Below are 16466 nucleotides of genomic sequence, written 5' to 3'. Positions count from 1 at the left end.
ACACGCGTTTGCGACCAGCACCTCTTCACCGTGGCCGCGTATCGCAGCGTACCCCGCGCGCCTTCGGACGAGGAGACCGCGTCAGCGCAATGCTCCGCCGGTCCGGGTCAGGTCCTCGGCGGCCCGCTCCAGGTCCTCGGCCGCCCGGTTGATCCGCTCTGTGGTGTGCGCCACTTGACGGCCGAGCCGCTGGGCCTCCAGGAAGACCTTGATGGCGAGCACGCCGAGGACGGCGATGCCGAGGAAGCCGAGGGCGACGGCGAGCATGGGCCAGAACATGGACCGAGCCTAGACGGTGGAGTGGAGGCGCAGCGTCCGCACGCCGCCGCCGGTGAGGAGCTCCACGATCCGCTCCCCGGCCGGCTTGCGGACCGCGCTGCCGCACTCGGGGCAGGTGAACGAGTAGAAGGTGGTGCGGCGGCTGCCGCCGATGGCGAGGCGCAGCGCGCCCGCGGCGAGCTCGAAGCGGGAGCGGCAGTCGGGGCAGGCGGCCTTGAAGAGCACCGGACCCACTGACACCGAAATACCGTTCAGCACGGACATCTCCCTCACCTTTCCCCACCGCCCGGACTCACGCCGCCGGCCGGCCCGGACCTCGTCATGTGCGTCCTCGTATGCGGCGGACACGTCGTGTACTGCGTTCGACGCGTCCCGGGTGTCACCCCGTCACCGCGTCAGGCCGTCTCGTACGCCGCCAGCGCCTCCGCCGCCGCGCTCCTCGCGCTGTCCGCGAGGTCCTGCGGCGCGACGATCCTCCCGTCGCTGCCCAGCCGCAGCGCGAGCCGGCGCAGCGAGGCCGGGGACGGGGTCCGCAGAGTGATCCGCAGGCCGCCGTCGGGCAGCTCCTCGGCCCGGTCGTGCGGGTAGTACTCGGCGACCCACCGGCCGCCGGGCCCGACCTCGACCACGACCTCCGGGTCCTCTGCGGACGGCTGCACCAGCCCCTCCGACAGGTCCCGCAGCTCGATCTCCGGCGGCGCGGACGCCTCTTCCAGGATCCGGATCTCGGCGACCCGGTCCAGCCGGAAGGTGCGGCGCGCCTCGGAGAGGTGGCACCACGCCTCCATGTACGTGTGCCCGACGGCGAACAGCCGGATCGGGTCGACCTCGCGCTCGGTGAGCTCGTCACGCGCGGGCGAGTAGTACCGCACCCACAGCCGGCGGCGCTCCGAGATGGCCCGGTCGACCTCCGCGAAGACGCCGCCCTCGGACTCGAAGGTCACCGAGAGCCGGGAGCTCGCCCCGGCCGCCTCACCGGCCGCCGCCTCCAGCTTCGCGGTGGCCCGCAGCAGCGCCTCGCGGTCGCCCTCGCGCAGCCCCGGCAGCGTGGCGACGGCCCGCGCGGCGACGAGCAGCGCGGTCGCCTCGTCGGCCGCGAGCCGCAGCGGCTCCGCCGCCTCGGCGCCGAGCGCGTTCGGGTTGCGCCACCAGATCCGGTCGCCGTCGGTGTCGATGTCGAGCAGGTCGCCGCCCCGGAAGCTGGTGCCGCACATGGGCAGCACGTCCAGGTCGGAGATCAGCTCGTCCTCGGTGATCCCGAAGGCGCGCGCGACGTCCGCGACGTGCGCGCCGGGGCGCTCGCGGAGGTAGGTGACGAGGGAGAGCATCCGCCTCGTCTGGTCGATGGCGTTGGCTGCCACGGTCGTTCCTCTTCCCCTCAGCCCTTGGCCACGGCGCGCAGCCGGTCCACGACGTCGGCCCGCAGGTCGGCGGGCTCCAGCACGACCACGTCCGGTCCGAACTCGACGAGCCAGGCGTCCAGGCCGTGCCCGTACGGGATCTCCAGCTCGTCCCAGCCCTCGCCGGCGTCCCGGACCGAGGTGGCGCGGGCGCGCAGCGGGTAGCCGCTGCCGGCCTTCAGCCGGATCCGGGCCGAGCGGGTGGCGGTCTCGCCGGCCCAGCTCTCCACGGTCTCGCGCACGGTGACCGCGTCCGGCACGGGCGCGGTGAAGGCGCCGGCCCGGGAGCGGACCTTGCCGGTGATGCGGGAGAGCCGGAACACGCGCTCGGCGCCGCGGTCGCGGTCCCAGCCCGCCAGGTACCAGTGGCCGCGCCAGCACTCCAGGGTCCAGGGCTCGACCTGGCGGGGCTCGGGGCGGGCGGCGGTGGCCTTGCGGTAGTCGAAGGTGACCGGTCGCCGGTCGCGGCAGGCGAGCATCAGCGGCTCGAACGCGGCCTCGTGGACGGGGATGCGCGGTTCGAGGGCGCTGTGCTGGGTGTCGTACGCGTCCTCCGCCTCGGGCATGCCCGCGGCGCGGAGCTTCTGCAGCGCACCGCTGGCGGCGCCGGCGAGGCGGGCCTGCGACCACACCTTGGCGGCGAGGCCGAGCGCGGCGGCCTCCTCGGCGTCCAGGGTGATGGGCGGCAGGCGGTTGGAGTCGCGGCGGGCCAGGTAGCCGGTCTCGCCGTCCAGGTTCTCGACGGTCTCGATGACCAGGCCGAGCTCCCGCAGATCATCCTTGTCCCGCTCGAACATGCGGTTGAAGGAGTCGTCCGTGCCGGCTTCCATATAGGCCTCGATGGAGCCGCGCAGCTCCCGCTTGCTCAGCGGGCGGCGGGTTCCCAGCAGGCACAGCGCCAGGTTCATCAACCGTTCGGCCTTGGCAATGGCCATCGACGCCCCGCACCTCTTCTGCCGGATCCACTTCTCGGACGTCCGACCGTACCGCCCCGGGGTGTCCGGACAAAAGCCGAGGGCCCCCGCCGTGGAGGCGGGGGCCCTCGGGAGACCGTCGCGGTCCGGGTCAGCGCTTGGTGACGCCGACGAGGTCGCAGACGAAGATCAGCGTCTCGCCCGGGGCGATCTTGCCACCGGCGCCACGGTCGCCGTAGGCGAGGTGCGCGGGGATGACCAGCTGGCGGCGGCCGCCGACCTTCATGCCCTGAACGCCCTGGTCCCAGCCGGCGATGACCTGACCGGCACCGAGGCTGAACGGCAGCGGGGTGCCACGGTTCCAGGAGGCGTCGAACTCCTCGCCGGAGTCGAAGGAGACACCGACGTAGTGGACCAGGACGTCGTCGCCGGCCTCGGCGACGGCGCCGTCGCCCTCCCAGATGTCCTTGATCTCAAGGTCCTTCGGCGGCTCGCCGCCCGGGAAGTCGACCTCGGGCTTCTCGATGCTCACTGCAGTGTGCTCCTCAAACTGATGAACTGCGCAACCGGGACAGTCTTACATCTTCGCCAGGATGTCCAAGGCGAAGACGAGGGTCGAGTTCTTCGGGATGCCCTGCTTCTCCTCGGCACCGAACGCCATCGACGGCGGCGCGACGATCAGGACCCGGCTGCCGACCTTCTTGCCGACGATGCCGTCCTTCAGGCCCTTCAGCGTCAGCTGCGGGAGCGGGAAGTTCGCGGTCTTGCCCAGGTCGTACGTGGAGTCGAACTTCTTCCCGGGCGGCGGCGCCCAGGTCAGCGCCACGTAGTTCACGACGACGGTGTCGTTCGCCGTCACGGCGGCGCCCTTGCCCTCGATCACGTAGTTCGAGACGAGCTTGGTCGGCGGGTCGGCCTTGGGGACGACGACCGTGGGGGCCTTGCCGTCGGTGTTCGTGCCGACCTTCGGCAGGTCCTTGTCGTCCTGCGCGACCACGGTGCCCGTGGCGGACTTCGGGATCGTCGTGGCCTTCAGGATGTCCACGACGAAGACGAGGGTGGCGTTCGGCTTGATGCTCGGCGGCGAACCCTGCGCCCCGTAGCCGAGCTCCGGCGGAATGCCGATCTCGACCCGGCTGCCGACCTTCTGGCCCTCCAGGCCCTGGTCCCAGCCCTTGATGACCTGACCGGCGCCGAGCGTCACGTCGAACGGCTGGCCACGGTCGAAGCTGTTGTCGAAGGGCTTGTCCGAGTCCCACGCCTGGCCCAGGTAGTTGACCTGGATCGCGTCGCCCTTCTTCGTGACCGGGCCCTTGCCCTCGCTGATCACGTTGACCTTGAGGTCCTTGGGCGGGTCCCCCTCGCCCTTGGCGAGAGTCGGCTTCTCCCCGAACTTCTCGCCCGCGGTGATGGCGGGCAGCCCGTTCTTCATCGAGGCGGAATCGGAGCCCTTGTCGTCGCTGCCGCACGCCGCTGTCGAGAGCAGCAGCAGCGGGACGACGAGTAGGCCGGCAAGTCGGCGCACGTGTTCCTCAGATCTCAGACGGCACAGTAGTTGCCCGACACTCTAGGGGGTGCCCCTGTGTGCCTGGTGGTGTGCCGAGGGCCCCGTACGAAAACGTACGGGGCCCGGACCGTCACGCCCAAGCGCGGTCCTACATTCCGGCGATCAGCTTTTCGACCCTGTCGTCGACGGAACGGAACGGGTCCTTGCACAGCACGGTGCGCTGCGCCTGATCGTTCAGCTTCAGGTGCACCCAGTCCACCGTGAAGTCCCGGCGCTGCTCCTGGGCACGGCGGATGAAGTCGCCGCGCAGCCGGGCCCGAGTGGTCTGCGGGGGCACCGACTTGCCCTCGAAGATCTTCAGGTCGTTGCAGATCCGGGCCGCCTGCCCCTTCCTCTCCAGCAGGTAGTAGAGCCCTCTGCGGCGGTGGATGTCGTGGTACGCGAGGTCTATCTGCGCGACCCGCGGATGCGACATCGTCATGTTGTTCTTGGCCCGGTACCGCTCGATGAGCTTGTACTTCATCACCCAGTCGATCTCGGTGCCGATCCGGTCCAGGTCCTCGGCCTCGATCGCGTCCAGCGTGCGGCCCCACAGCTCCAGGACCTGCGCGACCGTGCCGGTACGGATGCCCCGGCGGTCGACGAAGTCCGCGGCCTTCTCGTAGTACTCGCGCTGGACCTCGAGCGCGGACGCCTCCCGGCCGCTGGCGAGCCGCACCTTGCGCTGCCCCGTGATGTCGTGGCTGACCTCGCGGATCGCCCGGATCGGGTTCTCCAGGGTCAGGTCACGCATCACCGTGCCCGCCTCGATCATGCGCAGCACCAGGTCGGTCGCGCCGACCTTCAGCAGCATCGTGGTCTCGGACATGTTCGAGTCGCCGACGATGACATGGAGCCGGCGGTAGCGCTCCGCGTCCGCGTGCGGTTCGTCACGCGTGTTGATGATGGGCCGCGACCGGGTGGTCGCGGAACTGACGCCCTCCCAGATGTGCTCGGCACGCTGGGACACGCAGTACACGGCGCCCCGAGGCGTCTGCAGCACCTTGCCCGCGCCACAGATCAGCTGACGGGTCACCAGGAAGGGAATGAGGATGTCCGCGAGCCGGGAGAACTCGCCGTGCCGGGCCACGAGATAGTTCTCGTGGCAGCCGTACGAGTTTCCCGCCGAATCGGTGTTGTTCTTGAAGAGATAGACGTCGCCCGCGATTCCCTCCTCGTGCAGGCGGCGTTCTGCGTCGACGAGCAGGCCCTCGAGAATGCGCTCCCCGGCCTTGTCGTGCGTGACCAGCTCGGTCACGTTGTCACATTCGGGCGTTGCGTATTCCGGATGCGAACCCACGTCCAGGTACAGGCGGGCGCCGTTCCGCAGGAAGACATTGCTGCTGCGGCCCCATGACACGACACGGCGGAAGAGGTAGCGCGCCACTTCGTCAGGAGACAGTCGGCGCTGTCCCCTGAACGTGCACGTGACGCCGTACTCGTTCTCCAGCCCGAAAATGCGGCGGTCCATGACTGAACATTACGCCCGATGGCCTGAGCTGAAACCGGGTTCGACAGCCGCGTTCCGATCATTTTCCGATGAGTACGCGGAGTTGTCGGCGTGTCCGGCGTGTCGCACCGAACGTCCCGGCACCGCCAGCACCCGTGTGGTGGCCAGCAGAACGAGCAGCGCGGCGAACCCGCCGGCCGCCGCCACCGCGAAGCTCGCGGACGTCCCCGACAGTTCGACCGCCGGGCCGGCGACCGCCGTGCCCAGCGCCGCGCCCACGCCGAACGTGGTCACCAGCCACGAGAAGGCCTCGGTGACCGTGCCCCGCGGCGCGTGCCGATCCACCACGATGAACCCGCAGGCGAGCGCCGGCGCCAGGAAGACACCCGCCACACCCGACAGGACCGTCATCGCCACGACACCCGGAGTGAGGATCAGCGGCAGGTAGCCGAGCGCGAGCAGCGCCACGATCACCCGCAGCCGCCGCTCGGGGGCGCCCGCCCACTGCCGCGCGCCGTAGAACACCCCGCCGATCAGCGCGCCCAGACCCAGCGCCGCCATCAGCCAGCCGTACACCGACGAGTCGCCGTGGTCGTCCGCGTACGCCACCCCGGCGACCGTGATGGACCCCAGCGCGATGCCGACGAACAGGAACGAGCCCAGCAGCGCCAGCAGACCCGGCGAGCGCAGCGCACCCAGCCAGTGGGCCTCGCGCGGGGCGGAACGCCAGTCCCTGGACGGCTTCGACACCACCACCGAGAGCGCGCCGAGCACACCGAGCACGTTGACGACCACCAGTGCGGCGGCGGGCGACTGCAGCGCCACCAGCAGGGTCACCAGGAGCGGACCGACCGTGAACATGACCTCCTGGGCGACCGCGTCCAGGGCGTACGCCCGGTGCACCCGGTCCTCGCTGCCCAGCACGCTCGGCCACAGGGCCCGCAGCCCGCCCTCCAGCGGCGGCGTGAACAGGCCGGCGACGACCACCGCCGCGTAGGCCGGCGGGAGCGGGGCGATGCCCACGACGGCGAGCAGGACCATGCCCAGGGCGGAGACGACCGCGGCCGGGAGCTGGACCCGTGGCTGCCCCTTGAGGTCCACCAGCCGCCCCAGGAGCGGTTGGCCGACGGCGTTGGCCAGGCCGTACGCCGCCGCGAGACCGCCCGCGAGGCTGTAGCTGCCGCCCTCGGACCGGGCGAACAGCACGATCGCGACCGGCCCGGTGCCGTTCGGCAGCCTCCCGACGAGGGTGCCGGCGAGCAGCCGGGCCGCGTGGGGCGCCCGGAGGATGTCGAGATAGCCGCTGCCGCGGCCGGCCTCCGTGGCCATTGCTGCCTCCTGTTTCCCGGGCGTCCCCCGAGGTTTTACGTATAACGTCGTGGGTCATACGTATCATGTCCCCCGTACGCGGGTCCACCCCGCGCACCACCCCACACCCCGGGACCGGCCACAGCGGAGGCACGCGTGCAGACCTCGGACACCCCCGGCGCACACCGGCCCACCAGCCGCGACGTCGCACGGGCCGCCGGAGTCTCCCAGGCCACGGTCTCCCTCGTCCTCGGCGACAAATGGCGCGGACGCGTCTCCGAGCGCACCGCAGGACTCGTCCGCGACGCCGCCGCCGAACTCGGCTACCGACCCAACCTCGCGGCCCGCAACCTGCGCCTCGGCCACACCCGCACCGCGCTCCTCGTCGTCCCCGCACTCACCAACGAATTCTTCGCCCGCGTCTACACCGGCGCCGCGACCGTCGCCGCCCGCCACGGCTTCGGCGTCGTCCTCTACCCCTCCCCCGAAGGCGTCGGCCCCGCCAAAGACCCCTTCGCCTCCGCCCGCGCCGCACTCGACGGCGTCATCGCCTCCTCCATGGCCTCCGACGCCCTCACCGCCTTCCGCGGCACCGACCTCCCCCTCGTCATGCTCGACAGCGACCCCGCCGACACCGACATCGCCGCCCGGGTCAACCTCGACATCGCCGACGGCATGCGGCAGGTGACGGACCATCTCCTCGCCCTCGGCCACCGGCGGTTCCTCCACCTCGCCTCCGCCGTGCCCTCCTGGACCTTCGACGTCCGCGCCGCCGCCCTCGCCGACACCCTGCGCGACGCCGACGTCCGCACCGTCCGCGCCCCGCTCGACGTCGCCGGCGCCCGAGCCGCCACCGAACAGGCCCTCACCGCACCCGGCCCCCGCCCCACCGCCATCATCTGCGACGACGACATCCTCGCCGCCGGCGCCTGCAAAGCCGCACGACGCCTGGGACTGCGCGTCCCCGAAGACGTCTCCGTCACCGGCTTCGACGACCTCGCCCTCGCCACCGCCGTCGAACCCGAGCTGACCACCGTCCGACTGCCCGCCGAGCGCATCGGCGAACAAGGCATGGCGGCGCTCCTCGCCGTCCTCACCGGCGAACAACCCGCCCCCGGAGACATCCCCGTCACCCTCGTCCGCCGCGCCTCCTCCGGCCCTCCCCCGGCCTCCTGAGCCCCACCGCGCGCGGACGCCGACGGGCCCTGCCCCTCCGCCGCAGCGGAAGGGCAGGGCCCGTCGCGTCATGCCGTACCCGGGGACTACTCCTCGGAGTCACCCTCGGGAATGTCGTCCGACGGATCGTCCGTCTTCGTCACCGCCGCGTCGTCCGCCTCCAGCAGACGCGACAACTGCCGCCCGACGATCCGCTTGAACTTCCGCTGCTGCGGACGCGTACGGTCGAGGACCGCCACCTCCAGCCGCTCCGCGGGGATCTCCCGCTCACTGCCGTTGGTGTCCCGCGACAGCGCCTGCACCGCCAGCTTCAGCGCCTCCGCCAGCGACATGCCGTCCCGGTGCCGCTGGTCCAGGAAGCTGCTGATCTGCTCCGCGTTGCCGCCGACCGCGACCGAGCCGTGCTCGTCCACGATCGAACCGTCGTGCGGCAGCCGGTAGATCTGGTCCCCGTCGGGAGCCTCACCGACCTCGGCGACGACCAACTCCACCTCGTACGGCTTCTCGCCCGCGCTCGAGAAGATCGTGCCCAGCGTCTGCGCGTACACGTTCGCCAGACCCCGCGCGGTCACGTCGTCGCGGTCGTAGGTGTAACCCCGCAGATCGGCGTAGCGCACCCCGCCGATCCGCAGGTTCTCGTACTCGTTGTACTTGCCGGCGGCCGCGAAGCCGATCCGGTCGTAGATCTCGCTGAACTTGTGCAGCGCACGGGACGGATTCTCACCGACGAACACGATGCCGTCGGTGTACTGGAGGACGACCAGGCTGCGGCCGCGGGCGATGCCCTTGCGGGCGTACTCCGCCCGGTCGGCCATGGCCTGCTGGGGAGAGACGTAGAACGGAGTCGACACCGGCTACCCGTCCCTTTCTGTCAGTGGCGAAGGAGTCAGAGCAGGGCCGCGCGCGGGCCGTCGGGCTGTTCGAGACGGCGCTCCAGGATCGAGCGCGCGATCTCCGACGACTCGGTGTCGGAGACCCGGCGGAAGCCGTCCTCGGTGATCACGGTGACGATCGGATAGATCCGGCGGGCCACATCCGGACCACCGGTCGCCGAGTCGTCGTCCGCCGCGTCGTACAGCGCCTGCACGACCAGGGTCGTCGCCTGCTGCTCCGTCAGATCGTCGCGGTAGAGCTTCTTCATGGAACCCCGCGCGAACAGGGAACCGGAACCGGTGGCCGCGTAGCCGTGCTCCTCGGAGCGGCCGCCGGTGACGTCGTACGAGAAGATCCGGCCCCGCTCGCGGTCCAGGTCGTAGCCCGCGAACAGAGGCACCACGGCCAGGCCCTGCATGGCCATGCCGAGGTTGCTCCGGATCATCGTGGAGAGCCGGTTGGCCTTGCCCTCCAGGGAGAGCTGGGCGCCTTCGACCTTCTCGAAGTGCTCCAGCTCCAGCTGGAAGAGCTTCACCATCTCCACGGCGAGGCCGGCGGTGCCGGCGATGCCCACGGCCGAGTACTCGTCGGCCGGGAAGACCTTCTCGATGTCGCGCTGCGCGATCATGTTCCCCATCGTCGCCCGCCGGTCACCGGCGAGCACCACGCCGCCGGGGAAGGTGGTCGCGACGATGGTCGTGCCGTGCGGCGCCTCGACGATCCCGTCGGGCAGCTTCCGGTTCCCCGGGAGCAGGTCCGGCGAGTGCGCGGACAGGAAGTCCATGAACGAGGACGAGCCCGGCGTCAGGAAGGCAGCTGGTAGACGCCCGGTGCTACGAGTGTTGGCTTCCACGCGTGTCCCTCCAGATATGAGATGGCCCGACGAAGGGTGTCGGGATCGTCTCCCAACTTGCCGATGGCCGAATTGCAGTTGAAGCACAGTACGCCACGGACCCTACCCGTCTCGTGACAATGATCCACATGCACGGCGGGCGCAGCCAGACAGATCGAGCAGATGCCCATCTGCTCCTTGATCATCTCGTCGCGCTCGGCCTCGGTGATGCCGTACGCCCGCTTAAGGTGGTTAGCCCGCCCTTCGATCGCCCGGCACGCCTTGCATCGCGTCGACAAGCCATCCGATGCGGTCCTGTTGCGGTCCCACTCGGAATGGGGCTTGGTCTCGCCGCACCGCCGACAGTATTTGTGCCCGGCAGGCACTTCCACCCTCGGCCGCACGTTCTTTCCCTTGGCGATCTGCCTCTGCTGGTGATATTCGGCTGCGCACGGCCTGCAGTAACACTGCAGGCCGTCCTGCACGGCCTTGTTACTGGCGAAAGCCTCACGCGGCTTCGTCTCGCCACACCGACTGCACCGCTTGACGGCTTCCGACAACGCCCCCTCCTCGGTCATTTCACCTTCGAATCTAAGGTGAAATCACTCCCCACCTTTCTGAACGAAGGACCGCACGAAATCCTCGGCGTTCTCCTCGAGCACATCATCGATTTCGTCCAGTACCGAGTCGACGTCGTCGCTCAGCTTCTCCTGGCGTTCCTTGAGGTCGGAGCTCTCCTCCGTGGTGGTCTCCTCGACTTCCTCGGTGGAACGCGTCGCCTTCTGCTGTCCGCCGCCGGTGTCCTTGGTCGCCATTTCCCTCACCCCGCTCGAATCGGCCCGCTCGGTTGAGACTCTCAAGATCAGACCCTACAAGCCGGGTCCGACATCGGCCCCCGGTTCGTGCGACGTCTCGCGCAGCTTCCGGGGGTCACTTCCATGATTCCCTTTTCGGGGAGCTTTCAGCCGTGCTCAGGCCCTGCTCAGTTTCCGGAGAGGACGCGGACCAGTTCCTCCGCAGTGCGGCACCGGTCCAGGAGTTCCTTGACGTGGTTCCTGGTACCCCGGAGGGGTTCCAGGGTCGGGACTCGCTGGAGCGAGTCACGGCCGGGCAGGTCGAAGATCACCGAGTCCCAGGAGGCCGCGGCGACGTCGTCCGCGTACTGCTCCAGGCAGCGGCCGCGGAAGTACGCCCTGGTGTCCTCCGGAGGCTTCGCCTCGGCCCTCTCGACCGCGTCCTCGGTCAGGAGCCGCTTCATGCGCCCGCGGGCCACCAGACGGTTGTACAGGCCCTTCTCGGGGCGTACGTCGGCGTACTGGAGGTCGACGAGGTGCAGCCGGGCGGCGTCCCAGTCGAGGCCGTCACGCCGGCGGTAGCCCTCCATGAGCTCGCGCTTGGCGATCCAGTCCAGCTCGCCGGCCAGGCTCATGGGGTCGTTCTCCAGCCGGTTGAGCGTGTCCTCCCAGCGGACCAGGACGTCCTTGGTCTGCTCATCGGCGTCGGCTCCGTAGCGCTCCTCGACGTACTTCCTGGCCAGCTCGAAGTACTCCATCTGGAGCTGGACCGCGGTGAGTGTCCGGCCGCTGCGGAGCGTGATCAGGTGCTGGAGGCTCGGGTCGTGGGAGACCTGGTGGAGCGTGCGGACGGGCTGGTCCACGGCCAGGTCGACGTTGATGAAGGAGTCCTCGATCATCGACAGGACCAGGGCGGTCGTGCCGAGCTTGAGGTAGGTGGAGATCTCCGAGAGGTTCGCGTCGCCGATGATCACGTGCAGCCGGCGGTACTTCTCGGCGTCGGCGTGCGGTTCGTCCCGGGTGTTGATGATGGGGCGCTTCAGGGTGGTCTCGAGGCCGACCTCGACCTCGAAGTAGTCCGCGCGCTGGCTGATCTGGAAGCCGTTCTCGCGCCCGTCCTGGCCGATGCCGACGCGGCCGGCGCCGGTGACGACCTGGCGGGAGACGAAGAACGGGGTCAGGTGGCGCACGATGTCCGAGAACGGGGTCTCCCGTTTCATCAGGTAGTTCTCGTGCGTGCCGTAGGAGGCGCCCTTGTTGTCGGTGTTGTTCTTGTAGAGGTGGATCGGCTGGGCGCCGGGGAGCTGGGCGGCGCGTTCGGCGGCCTCCGCCATGATCCGTTCGCCGGCCTTGTCCCAGAGCACGGCGTCCCGGGGGTTGGTGACCTCGGGGGCGCTGTATTCGGGGTGTGCGTGGTCCACGTAGAGCCGGGCTCCGTTGGTGAGGATCACGTTGGCGAGGCCGATGTCCTCGTCGGTCAGCTGGCTGGAGTCGGCGGCCTCGCGGGCGAGGTCGAAGCCGCGGGCGTCCCGCAGCGGGTTCTCCTCCTCGAAATCCCAGCGGGCGCGGCGCGCCCGGTGCATCGCCGCCGCGTAGGCGTTGACGATCTGGGACGAGGTGAGCATGGCATTGGCGTTGGGGTGTCCGGGGACGGAGATCCCGTACTCCGTCTCGATGCCCATTACTCGCCGTACGGTCATGCGGCCCTCCTTGCCCGGCGGCGTTCCTGTCCGGGAACGGCGCAACAAGTACCGACGAGCCTAGAGCGACTCCGCGCCGGTGGGGAGATCGTTTCGTGTTTTGCTGGGGTGGAATGCGACGGCTGCGGATGTCCGTCTCCGGACATCCGCAGCCGGCCGGCGTTCTAGAGGTACTGACCGGTGTTGGCCACCGTGTCGATGGAGCGTCCGGTGTCCGCGCCCTGCTTTCCGGTGACGAGGGTGCGGATGAAGACGATCCGCTCGCCCTTCTTTCCGGAGATCCGGGCCCAGTCGTCGGGGTTGGTGGTGTTCGGGAGGTCCTCGTTCTCCTTGAACTCGTCCACGCATGCCTGGAGGAGGTGGGAGACCCGGAGGCCCTTCTGGTTGTGGTCGAGGAAGGCCTTGATGGCCATCTTCTTGGCCCGGTCGACGATGTTCTGGATCATCGCTCCGGAGTTGAAGTCCTTGAAGTAGAGGACTTCCTTGTCGCCGTTGGCGTACGTGACTTCGAGGAAGCGGTTTTCCTCGGATTCGGCGTACATCTGCTCCACGACCGACTGGATCATTCCGTTCGCGGCGGCTTCCTTCGAGCCGCCGTGTTCGGTGAGGTCGTCGGCGTGCAGGGGCAGGGAGGCGGTGAGGTACTTGGCGAAGATGTCCTTGGCGGCCTCGGCGTCCGGACGCTCGATCTTGATCTTCACGTCGAGCCGGCCGGGGCGCAGGATCGCGGGGTCGATCATGTCCTCGCGGTTGGAGGCGCCGATGACGATGACGTTCTCCAGGCCTTCCACGCCGTCGATCTCGGCGAGCAGCTGGGGGACGATGGTGTTCTCGACGTCCGAGCTGACTCCGGATCCGCGGGTGCGGAAGAGGGATTCCATCTCGTCGAAGAAGACGATGACGGGGGTGCCTTCGCTCGCCTTCTCGCGGGCACGCTGGAAGACGAGGCGGATGTGCCGCTCGGTCTCGCCGACGTACTTGTTGAGGAGTTCGGGGCCCTTGATGTTGAGGAAGTACGACTTTCCGGCGGGCTGGCCGGTGACTTCGGCGACCTTCTTGGCAAGGGAGTTGGCGACGGCCTTCGCGATCAGCGTCTTGCCGCAGCCGGGGGGCCCGTAGAGGAGGATTCCCTTGGGCGGGCGGAGCTCGTGCTCCTTGAAGAGGTCGGGGTAGAGGTAGGGGAGCTCGACGGCGTCCCGGATCATCTCGATCTGGCCGCCGAGGCCGCCGATCTTGTCGTAGTCGACGTCGGGGACCTCTTCGAGGACGAGTTCTTCGACCTCGCTCTTCGGGATGACCTCGTAGACGTAGCCGGAGCGGGGTTCGAGCAGGAGGGCGTCGCCGGGACGGATGGTGGCGTCCAGCAGGGTGTCCGCGAGCCGTACCACTCGTTCCTCGTCGGTGTGCCCGATGACCAGGGCTCGCTCGCCGTCCTCGAGGATCTCCTTGAGGGTGACGATGTCCCCGGCGCGCTCGAACTCCATGGCCTCGACCACGTTGAGCGCCTCGTTGAGCATGACTTCCTGGCCGCGCCGGAGCTCGTCGAGCTCGACGCTGGGGCTGACGTTCACCCGGAGCTTGCGGCCGCCGGTGAAGATGTCGCAGGTGCCGTCGTCGTTGGCCTGCAGGAAGACCCCGAAGCCGGCCGGGGGCTGTGCGAGCCGGTCGACTTCTTCCTTGAGGGCCACGATCTGGTCGCGGGCCTCACGGAGTGTGTTGGCGAGTCGCTCGTTCTGGGCGGACACGCCGGCCAGGTTTGTCTGCAGCTCGACGATCCGCTCTTCGAGAATCCTCGTGTGTCGCGGAGAGTCGGCGAGCTTGCGGCGCAGGACGGCGATTTCCTGCTCGAGATAGGCAACCTGGCCGGCGGGGTCTTCAGACCCCCGCCCCGGCCGGATGCCGCGGTTGATGTCGTCGTCGTGGGCTGCCACGGTCCTCACCTCCTCCAAGGGGAGCTGGACGCTTCCTGACCCTACCTGCGTGGGTGATGATTGAAACCCCTAGATCACAAAGACTGTCGGGGCGTGTCCGATCTTCACCCTTGCGCTTCCCCTCACGCCAGGGGAATACCCACCCATCAAACATCGGAAAGCGGGCGGTTGTATCGTCGTCGGTGGTCAACACCCGTCAGGGGTGGCCCGACTTACTTCAGAATGCTTCAGCGGACGCAGGAAACGGCAGGAGATATGACCGTGCAGCACGAGGCACAGTCCACGGGGGCCGCAGAGGCGCTGGAGGTCTGGATCGATCAGGACCTGTGCACCGGGGACGGGATCTGTGCGCAGTACGCGCCGGAGGTCTTCGAGCTGGACATCGACGGCCTGGCGTACGTGAAGAGTGCGGACGACGAGCTGCTTCAGGACGTGGGGGCGACGACCCCGGTGCCGTTGCCGCTCCTGCAGGACGTGGTGGACTCGGCGAAGGAGTGCCCGGGCGACTGCATCCATGTGCGGCGGGTCGCCGACGGCGTCGAGGTGTACGGCCCCGACGCCGAGTGACGCGTCAGACGCTCTGCGCTGCCGCGGCGGCGGAGGTGCGGACGAACGTGCCGCTCTCCCATCGCCATTCGGCGCTCTCCTTGAGGTCGGGGCAGCAGCCGGGGACGTCGGCGGACGAGTAGCCGAGGAGCGTGGCGGTGACGACGCCGTCACGGACGGCGAGCGTCTGCACGCTCTGCCGGCCGGCGGGCTCGACGAGGGTGGCGACGACGCGGGCGGCGCCGTCCTTGCCGCGGGTCAGGACGTAGATCCCGCTGGGCGGGGTGCCCGATCCGGCGTCGCAGTGGGCGACGGCGACCGTTTCGGGGTTGCCGTCGCCGTCGAGGTCTCCGGTGGTCTGTCTGGCCACCTTGCTGGGCCCTCCCCCGCACTCCAGGGGGTACGTGGCCTTCGTCGCGTCCGGTGCGGGCTGCGGGGCCGCCTGGGGTCCGCGCGCGCTGGTGGCGGTGGCGGCGTCGGGCTGGAGCAGTCCGGCCGCGGCGACGACGGCGGCCATCGCGGCGGCGGTGGCGAGCCAGTGCACGGGGCGGGCGTGGGTGTGCGCGAGGTCCGGGAGGGCGGCGGGCTGCACGCGAGGAGTCTCCTGTGGGGTGGTGCGGCGGGAGTGGCCAGCATCGTGCCACACGTCACAGGAGGGCGGAACAGGCGGGGTGCGCGGAGTGCGCGGGCGCCCCTGGGTGAACGTGGCGGCGCGGCCGTCGAGTTCCCGCCGTGGGGCGGCGAACTCGACGGCCGCGCCGTCACGTTGTGGGTGTTGGAGCTCCGGCCGCGGCGGCGGCCTCGGCGGGGGTGAGGCGTCAGCCCTTGTTGGGGCCTTCGTAGTCGTCGCCGTAGGCGCCCTTGGCGGGGCGGCGGCGGCGCATGGGCGGCTCGACGCCGTCCGCGAGGCGGCGGGCGGTGACGAGGAAGCCGGTGTGGCCGATCATCCGGTGGTCCGGGCGGACGGCCAGGCCCTCGACGTGCCAGTTGCGGATCATGGATTCCCAGGGCTGCGGCTCGGCGTAGCAGCCGAACTCGCGGATGGACTCCACGGTGCGCGCGAGCTGGGTCGTGGTCGCCACGTAGCAGCAGAGGATGCCGCCGGGGACGAGGGCCTTGGAGACGGCCTCCAGGCACTCCCACGGGGCGAGCATGTCGAGGATGACGCGGTCGACGTCGGTGTCGGACAGGTTGTCCTGGAGGTCGCCGACGGTGAGCTGCCAGGCGGGGTGCGGGCCGCCGAAGTAGCGCTCGACGTTGCCCTTGGCGATCTCCGCGAAGTCCTCACGGCGCTCGTAGGAGTGCAGCATGCCGCTGTCGCCGATGGCGCGGAGCAGGAAGCTGCTGAGCGATCCGGAGCCCACGCCCGCTTCGACGACGCGTGCGCCGGGGAAGATGTCGGCGAAGGCCAGGATCTGCCCCGCGTCCTTCGGGTAGACCACGGCGGCGCCGCGGGGCATGGACAGGACGTAGTCGGGGAGCAGGGGGCGCAGCGCGAGGTAGGCGACGTTTCCGGTGGTGCGGACAACGCTGCCCTCGGGGGCGCCGATCAGTTCGTCGTGCGGGAAAGAACCCTTGTGGGTGTGGAAGTTCTTTCCCTCTTCGAGCGTGAACGTGTAGTGACGGCCCTTGGGGTCGGTCAGCTGAACCTGGTCCCCGACCTTGAAGGGCCCGCGTCGGCGGGCGGCACCGGTCGGTTCGGACATGTGACCAGAGT

General features: G+C 69.7%; 18 protein-coding genes. 2 read left to right on the top strand and 16 right to left on the bottom strand.

Going from position 1 to position 16466, the window contains the following annotated elements:
- Nucleotides 1–81: 81 nt before the first annotated feature.
- From R2D22_RS29940 to R2D22_RS29905, 8 genes are all read right to left on the bottom strand, one after another.
- Nucleotides 82–279, bottom strand: coding sequence for a hypothetical protein (locus R2D22_RS29940; RefSeq protein ID WP_318107876.1), 198 nt, complete (start codon nucleotides 277–279; stop codon nucleotides 82–84).
- Between the two features lie 9 nt (nucleotides 280–288).
- Nucleotides 289–543: a CpXC domain-containing protein gene (locus tag R2D22_RS29935; protein ID WP_318107874.1), complete on the bottom strand. Its 255-nt coding sequence runs from the start codon at nucleotides 541–543 to the stop codon at nucleotides 289–291.
- Between the two features lie 131 nt (nucleotides 544–674).
- A complete protein-coding gene (locus tag R2D22_RS29930) occupies nucleotides 675–1640 on the bottom strand; it encodes a helix-turn-helix transcriptional regulator (protein WP_318107873.1) in 966 nt (321 codons plus the stop codon).
- Between the two features lie 17 nt (nucleotides 1641–1657).
- Nucleotides 1658–2614: a helix-turn-helix transcriptional regulator gene (locus R2D22_RS29925; protein WP_318107872.1), complete on the bottom strand. Its 957-nt coding sequence runs from the start codon at nucleotides 2612–2614 to the stop codon at nucleotides 1658–1660.
- Between the two features lie 130 nt (nucleotides 2615–2744).
- Complete coding sequence (locus R2D22_RS29920) at nucleotides 2745–3125, bottom strand: FKBP-type peptidyl-prolyl cis-trans isomerase (RefSeq protein WP_318107871.1); 381 nt, start codon at nucleotides 3123–3125, stop codon at nucleotides 2745–2747.
- Nucleotides 3126–3170: 45 nt separating this feature from the next.
- Nucleotides 3171–4118, bottom strand: coding sequence for an FKBP-type peptidyl-prolyl cis-trans isomerase (locus tag R2D22_RS29915; protein ID WP_318107870.1), 948 nt, complete (start codon nucleotides 4116–4118; stop codon nucleotides 3171–3173).
- Between the two features lie 130 nt (nucleotides 4119–4248).
- A complete protein-coding gene (pafA, locus tag R2D22_RS29910) occupies nucleotides 4249–5610 on the bottom strand; it encodes a Pup--protein ligase (RefSeq protein ID WP_137990376.1) in 1362 nt (453 codons plus the stop codon).
- 9 nt (nucleotides 5611–5619) lie between these two features.
- Complete coding sequence (locus R2D22_RS29905) at nucleotides 5620–6918, bottom strand: MFS transporter (protein ID WP_318107868.1); 1299 nt, start codon at nucleotides 6916–6918, stop codon at nucleotides 5620–5622.
- A 135-nt stretch (nucleotides 6919–7053) separates the two neighbouring features.
- On the opposite strand from R2D22_RS29905, the gene R2D22_RS29900 reads away from it, so the two are divergent.
- Nucleotides 7054–8073 (top strand): LacI family DNA-binding transcriptional regulator, encoded by a 1020-nt coding sequence (locus tag R2D22_RS29900; protein WP_318107867.1) that lies wholly within the window; start codon nucleotides 7054–7056, stop codon nucleotides 8071–8073.
- Nucleotides 8074–8159: 86 nt separating this feature from the next.
- On the opposite strand, the gene prcA is transcribed toward R2D22_RS29900, so the two are convergent.
- The 6 genes from prcA to arc form a co-directional block, all read right to left on the bottom strand.
- Nucleotides 8160–8924 (bottom strand): proteasome subunit alpha, encoded by a 765-nt coding sequence (prcA, locus tag R2D22_RS29895; protein WP_318107865.1) that lies wholly within the window; start codon nucleotides 8922–8924, stop codon nucleotides 8160–8162.
- 35 nt (nucleotides 8925–8959) lie between these two features.
- Nucleotides 8960–9799, bottom strand: a complete 840-nt coding sequence (gene prcB / locus R2D22_RS29890) for a proteasome subunit beta (protein WP_318107864.1) — start codon at nucleotides 9797–9799, stop codon at nucleotides 8960–8962.
- On the bottom strand, nucleotides 9751–10356 hold the full coding sequence (locus tag R2D22_RS29885; protein WP_318107862.1) for an endonuclease VII domain-containing protein: 606 nt from the start codon (nucleotides 10354–10356) through the stop codon (nucleotides 9751–9753). The genes prcB and R2D22_RS29885 overlap by 49 nt, the downstream gene beginning before the upstream one ends.
- A 24-nt stretch (nucleotides 10357–10380) precedes the next feature.
- Nucleotides 10381–10593, bottom strand: coding sequence for a ubiquitin-like protein Pup (locus tag R2D22_RS29880; protein ID WP_318107861.1), 213 nt, complete (start codon nucleotides 10591–10593; stop codon nucleotides 10381–10383).
- Between the two features lie 167 nt (nucleotides 10594–10760).
- On the bottom strand, nucleotides 10761–12272 hold the full coding sequence (gene dop, locus R2D22_RS29875) for a depupylase/deamidase Dop (RefSeq protein ID WP_318107860.1): 1512 nt from the start codon (nucleotides 12270–12272) through the stop codon (nucleotides 10761–10763).
- Between the two features lie 164 nt (nucleotides 12273–12436).
- Nucleotides 12437–14203 carry a proteasome ATPase gene (arc, locus tag R2D22_RS29870; RefSeq protein WP_318107859.1) on the bottom strand — a complete coding sequence of 589 codons (1767 nt, stop codon included), beginning with the start codon at nucleotides 14201–14203 and terminating at the stop codon, nucleotides 12437–12439.
- A 255-nt stretch (nucleotides 14204–14458) separates the two neighbouring features.
- Here arc and R2D22_RS29865 point away from each other — a divergent pair, with 255 nt between their 5' ends.
- Nucleotides 14459–14770 (top strand): ferredoxin, encoded by a 312-nt coding sequence (locus tag R2D22_RS29865; RefSeq protein WP_318107858.1) that lies wholly within the window; start codon nucleotides 14459–14461, stop codon nucleotides 14768–14770.
- 4 nt (nucleotides 14771–14774) lie between these two features.
- Here the strand turns inward: R2D22_RS29865 and R2D22_RS29860 are convergent, their stop codons facing one another.
- Entirely contained in the window at nucleotides 14775–15341 is a 567-nt protein-coding gene (locus R2D22_RS29860) for a hypothetical protein (RefSeq protein WP_318107857.1), read from the bottom strand.
- 226 nt (nucleotides 15342–15567) lie between these two features.
- A complete protein-coding gene (locus tag R2D22_RS29855; RefSeq protein ID WP_318107856.1) occupies nucleotides 15568–16455 on the bottom strand; it encodes a tRNA (adenine-N1)-methyltransferase in 888 nt (295 codons plus the stop codon).
- Nucleotides 16456–16466 lie beyond the last annotated feature (11 nt).

Origin of the sequence: Streptomyces sp. HUAS YS2, assembly GCF_033343995.1 — a bacterium.
In the GTDB taxonomy this organism is placed as follows: Bacteria; Actinomycetota; Actinomycetes; order Streptomycetales; family Streptomycetaceae; genus Streptomyces; species Streptomyces solicathayae.
Note: the sequence above shows the minus strand (reverse complement) of the source record. Positions and strands in the feature narration are given on the sequence as shown.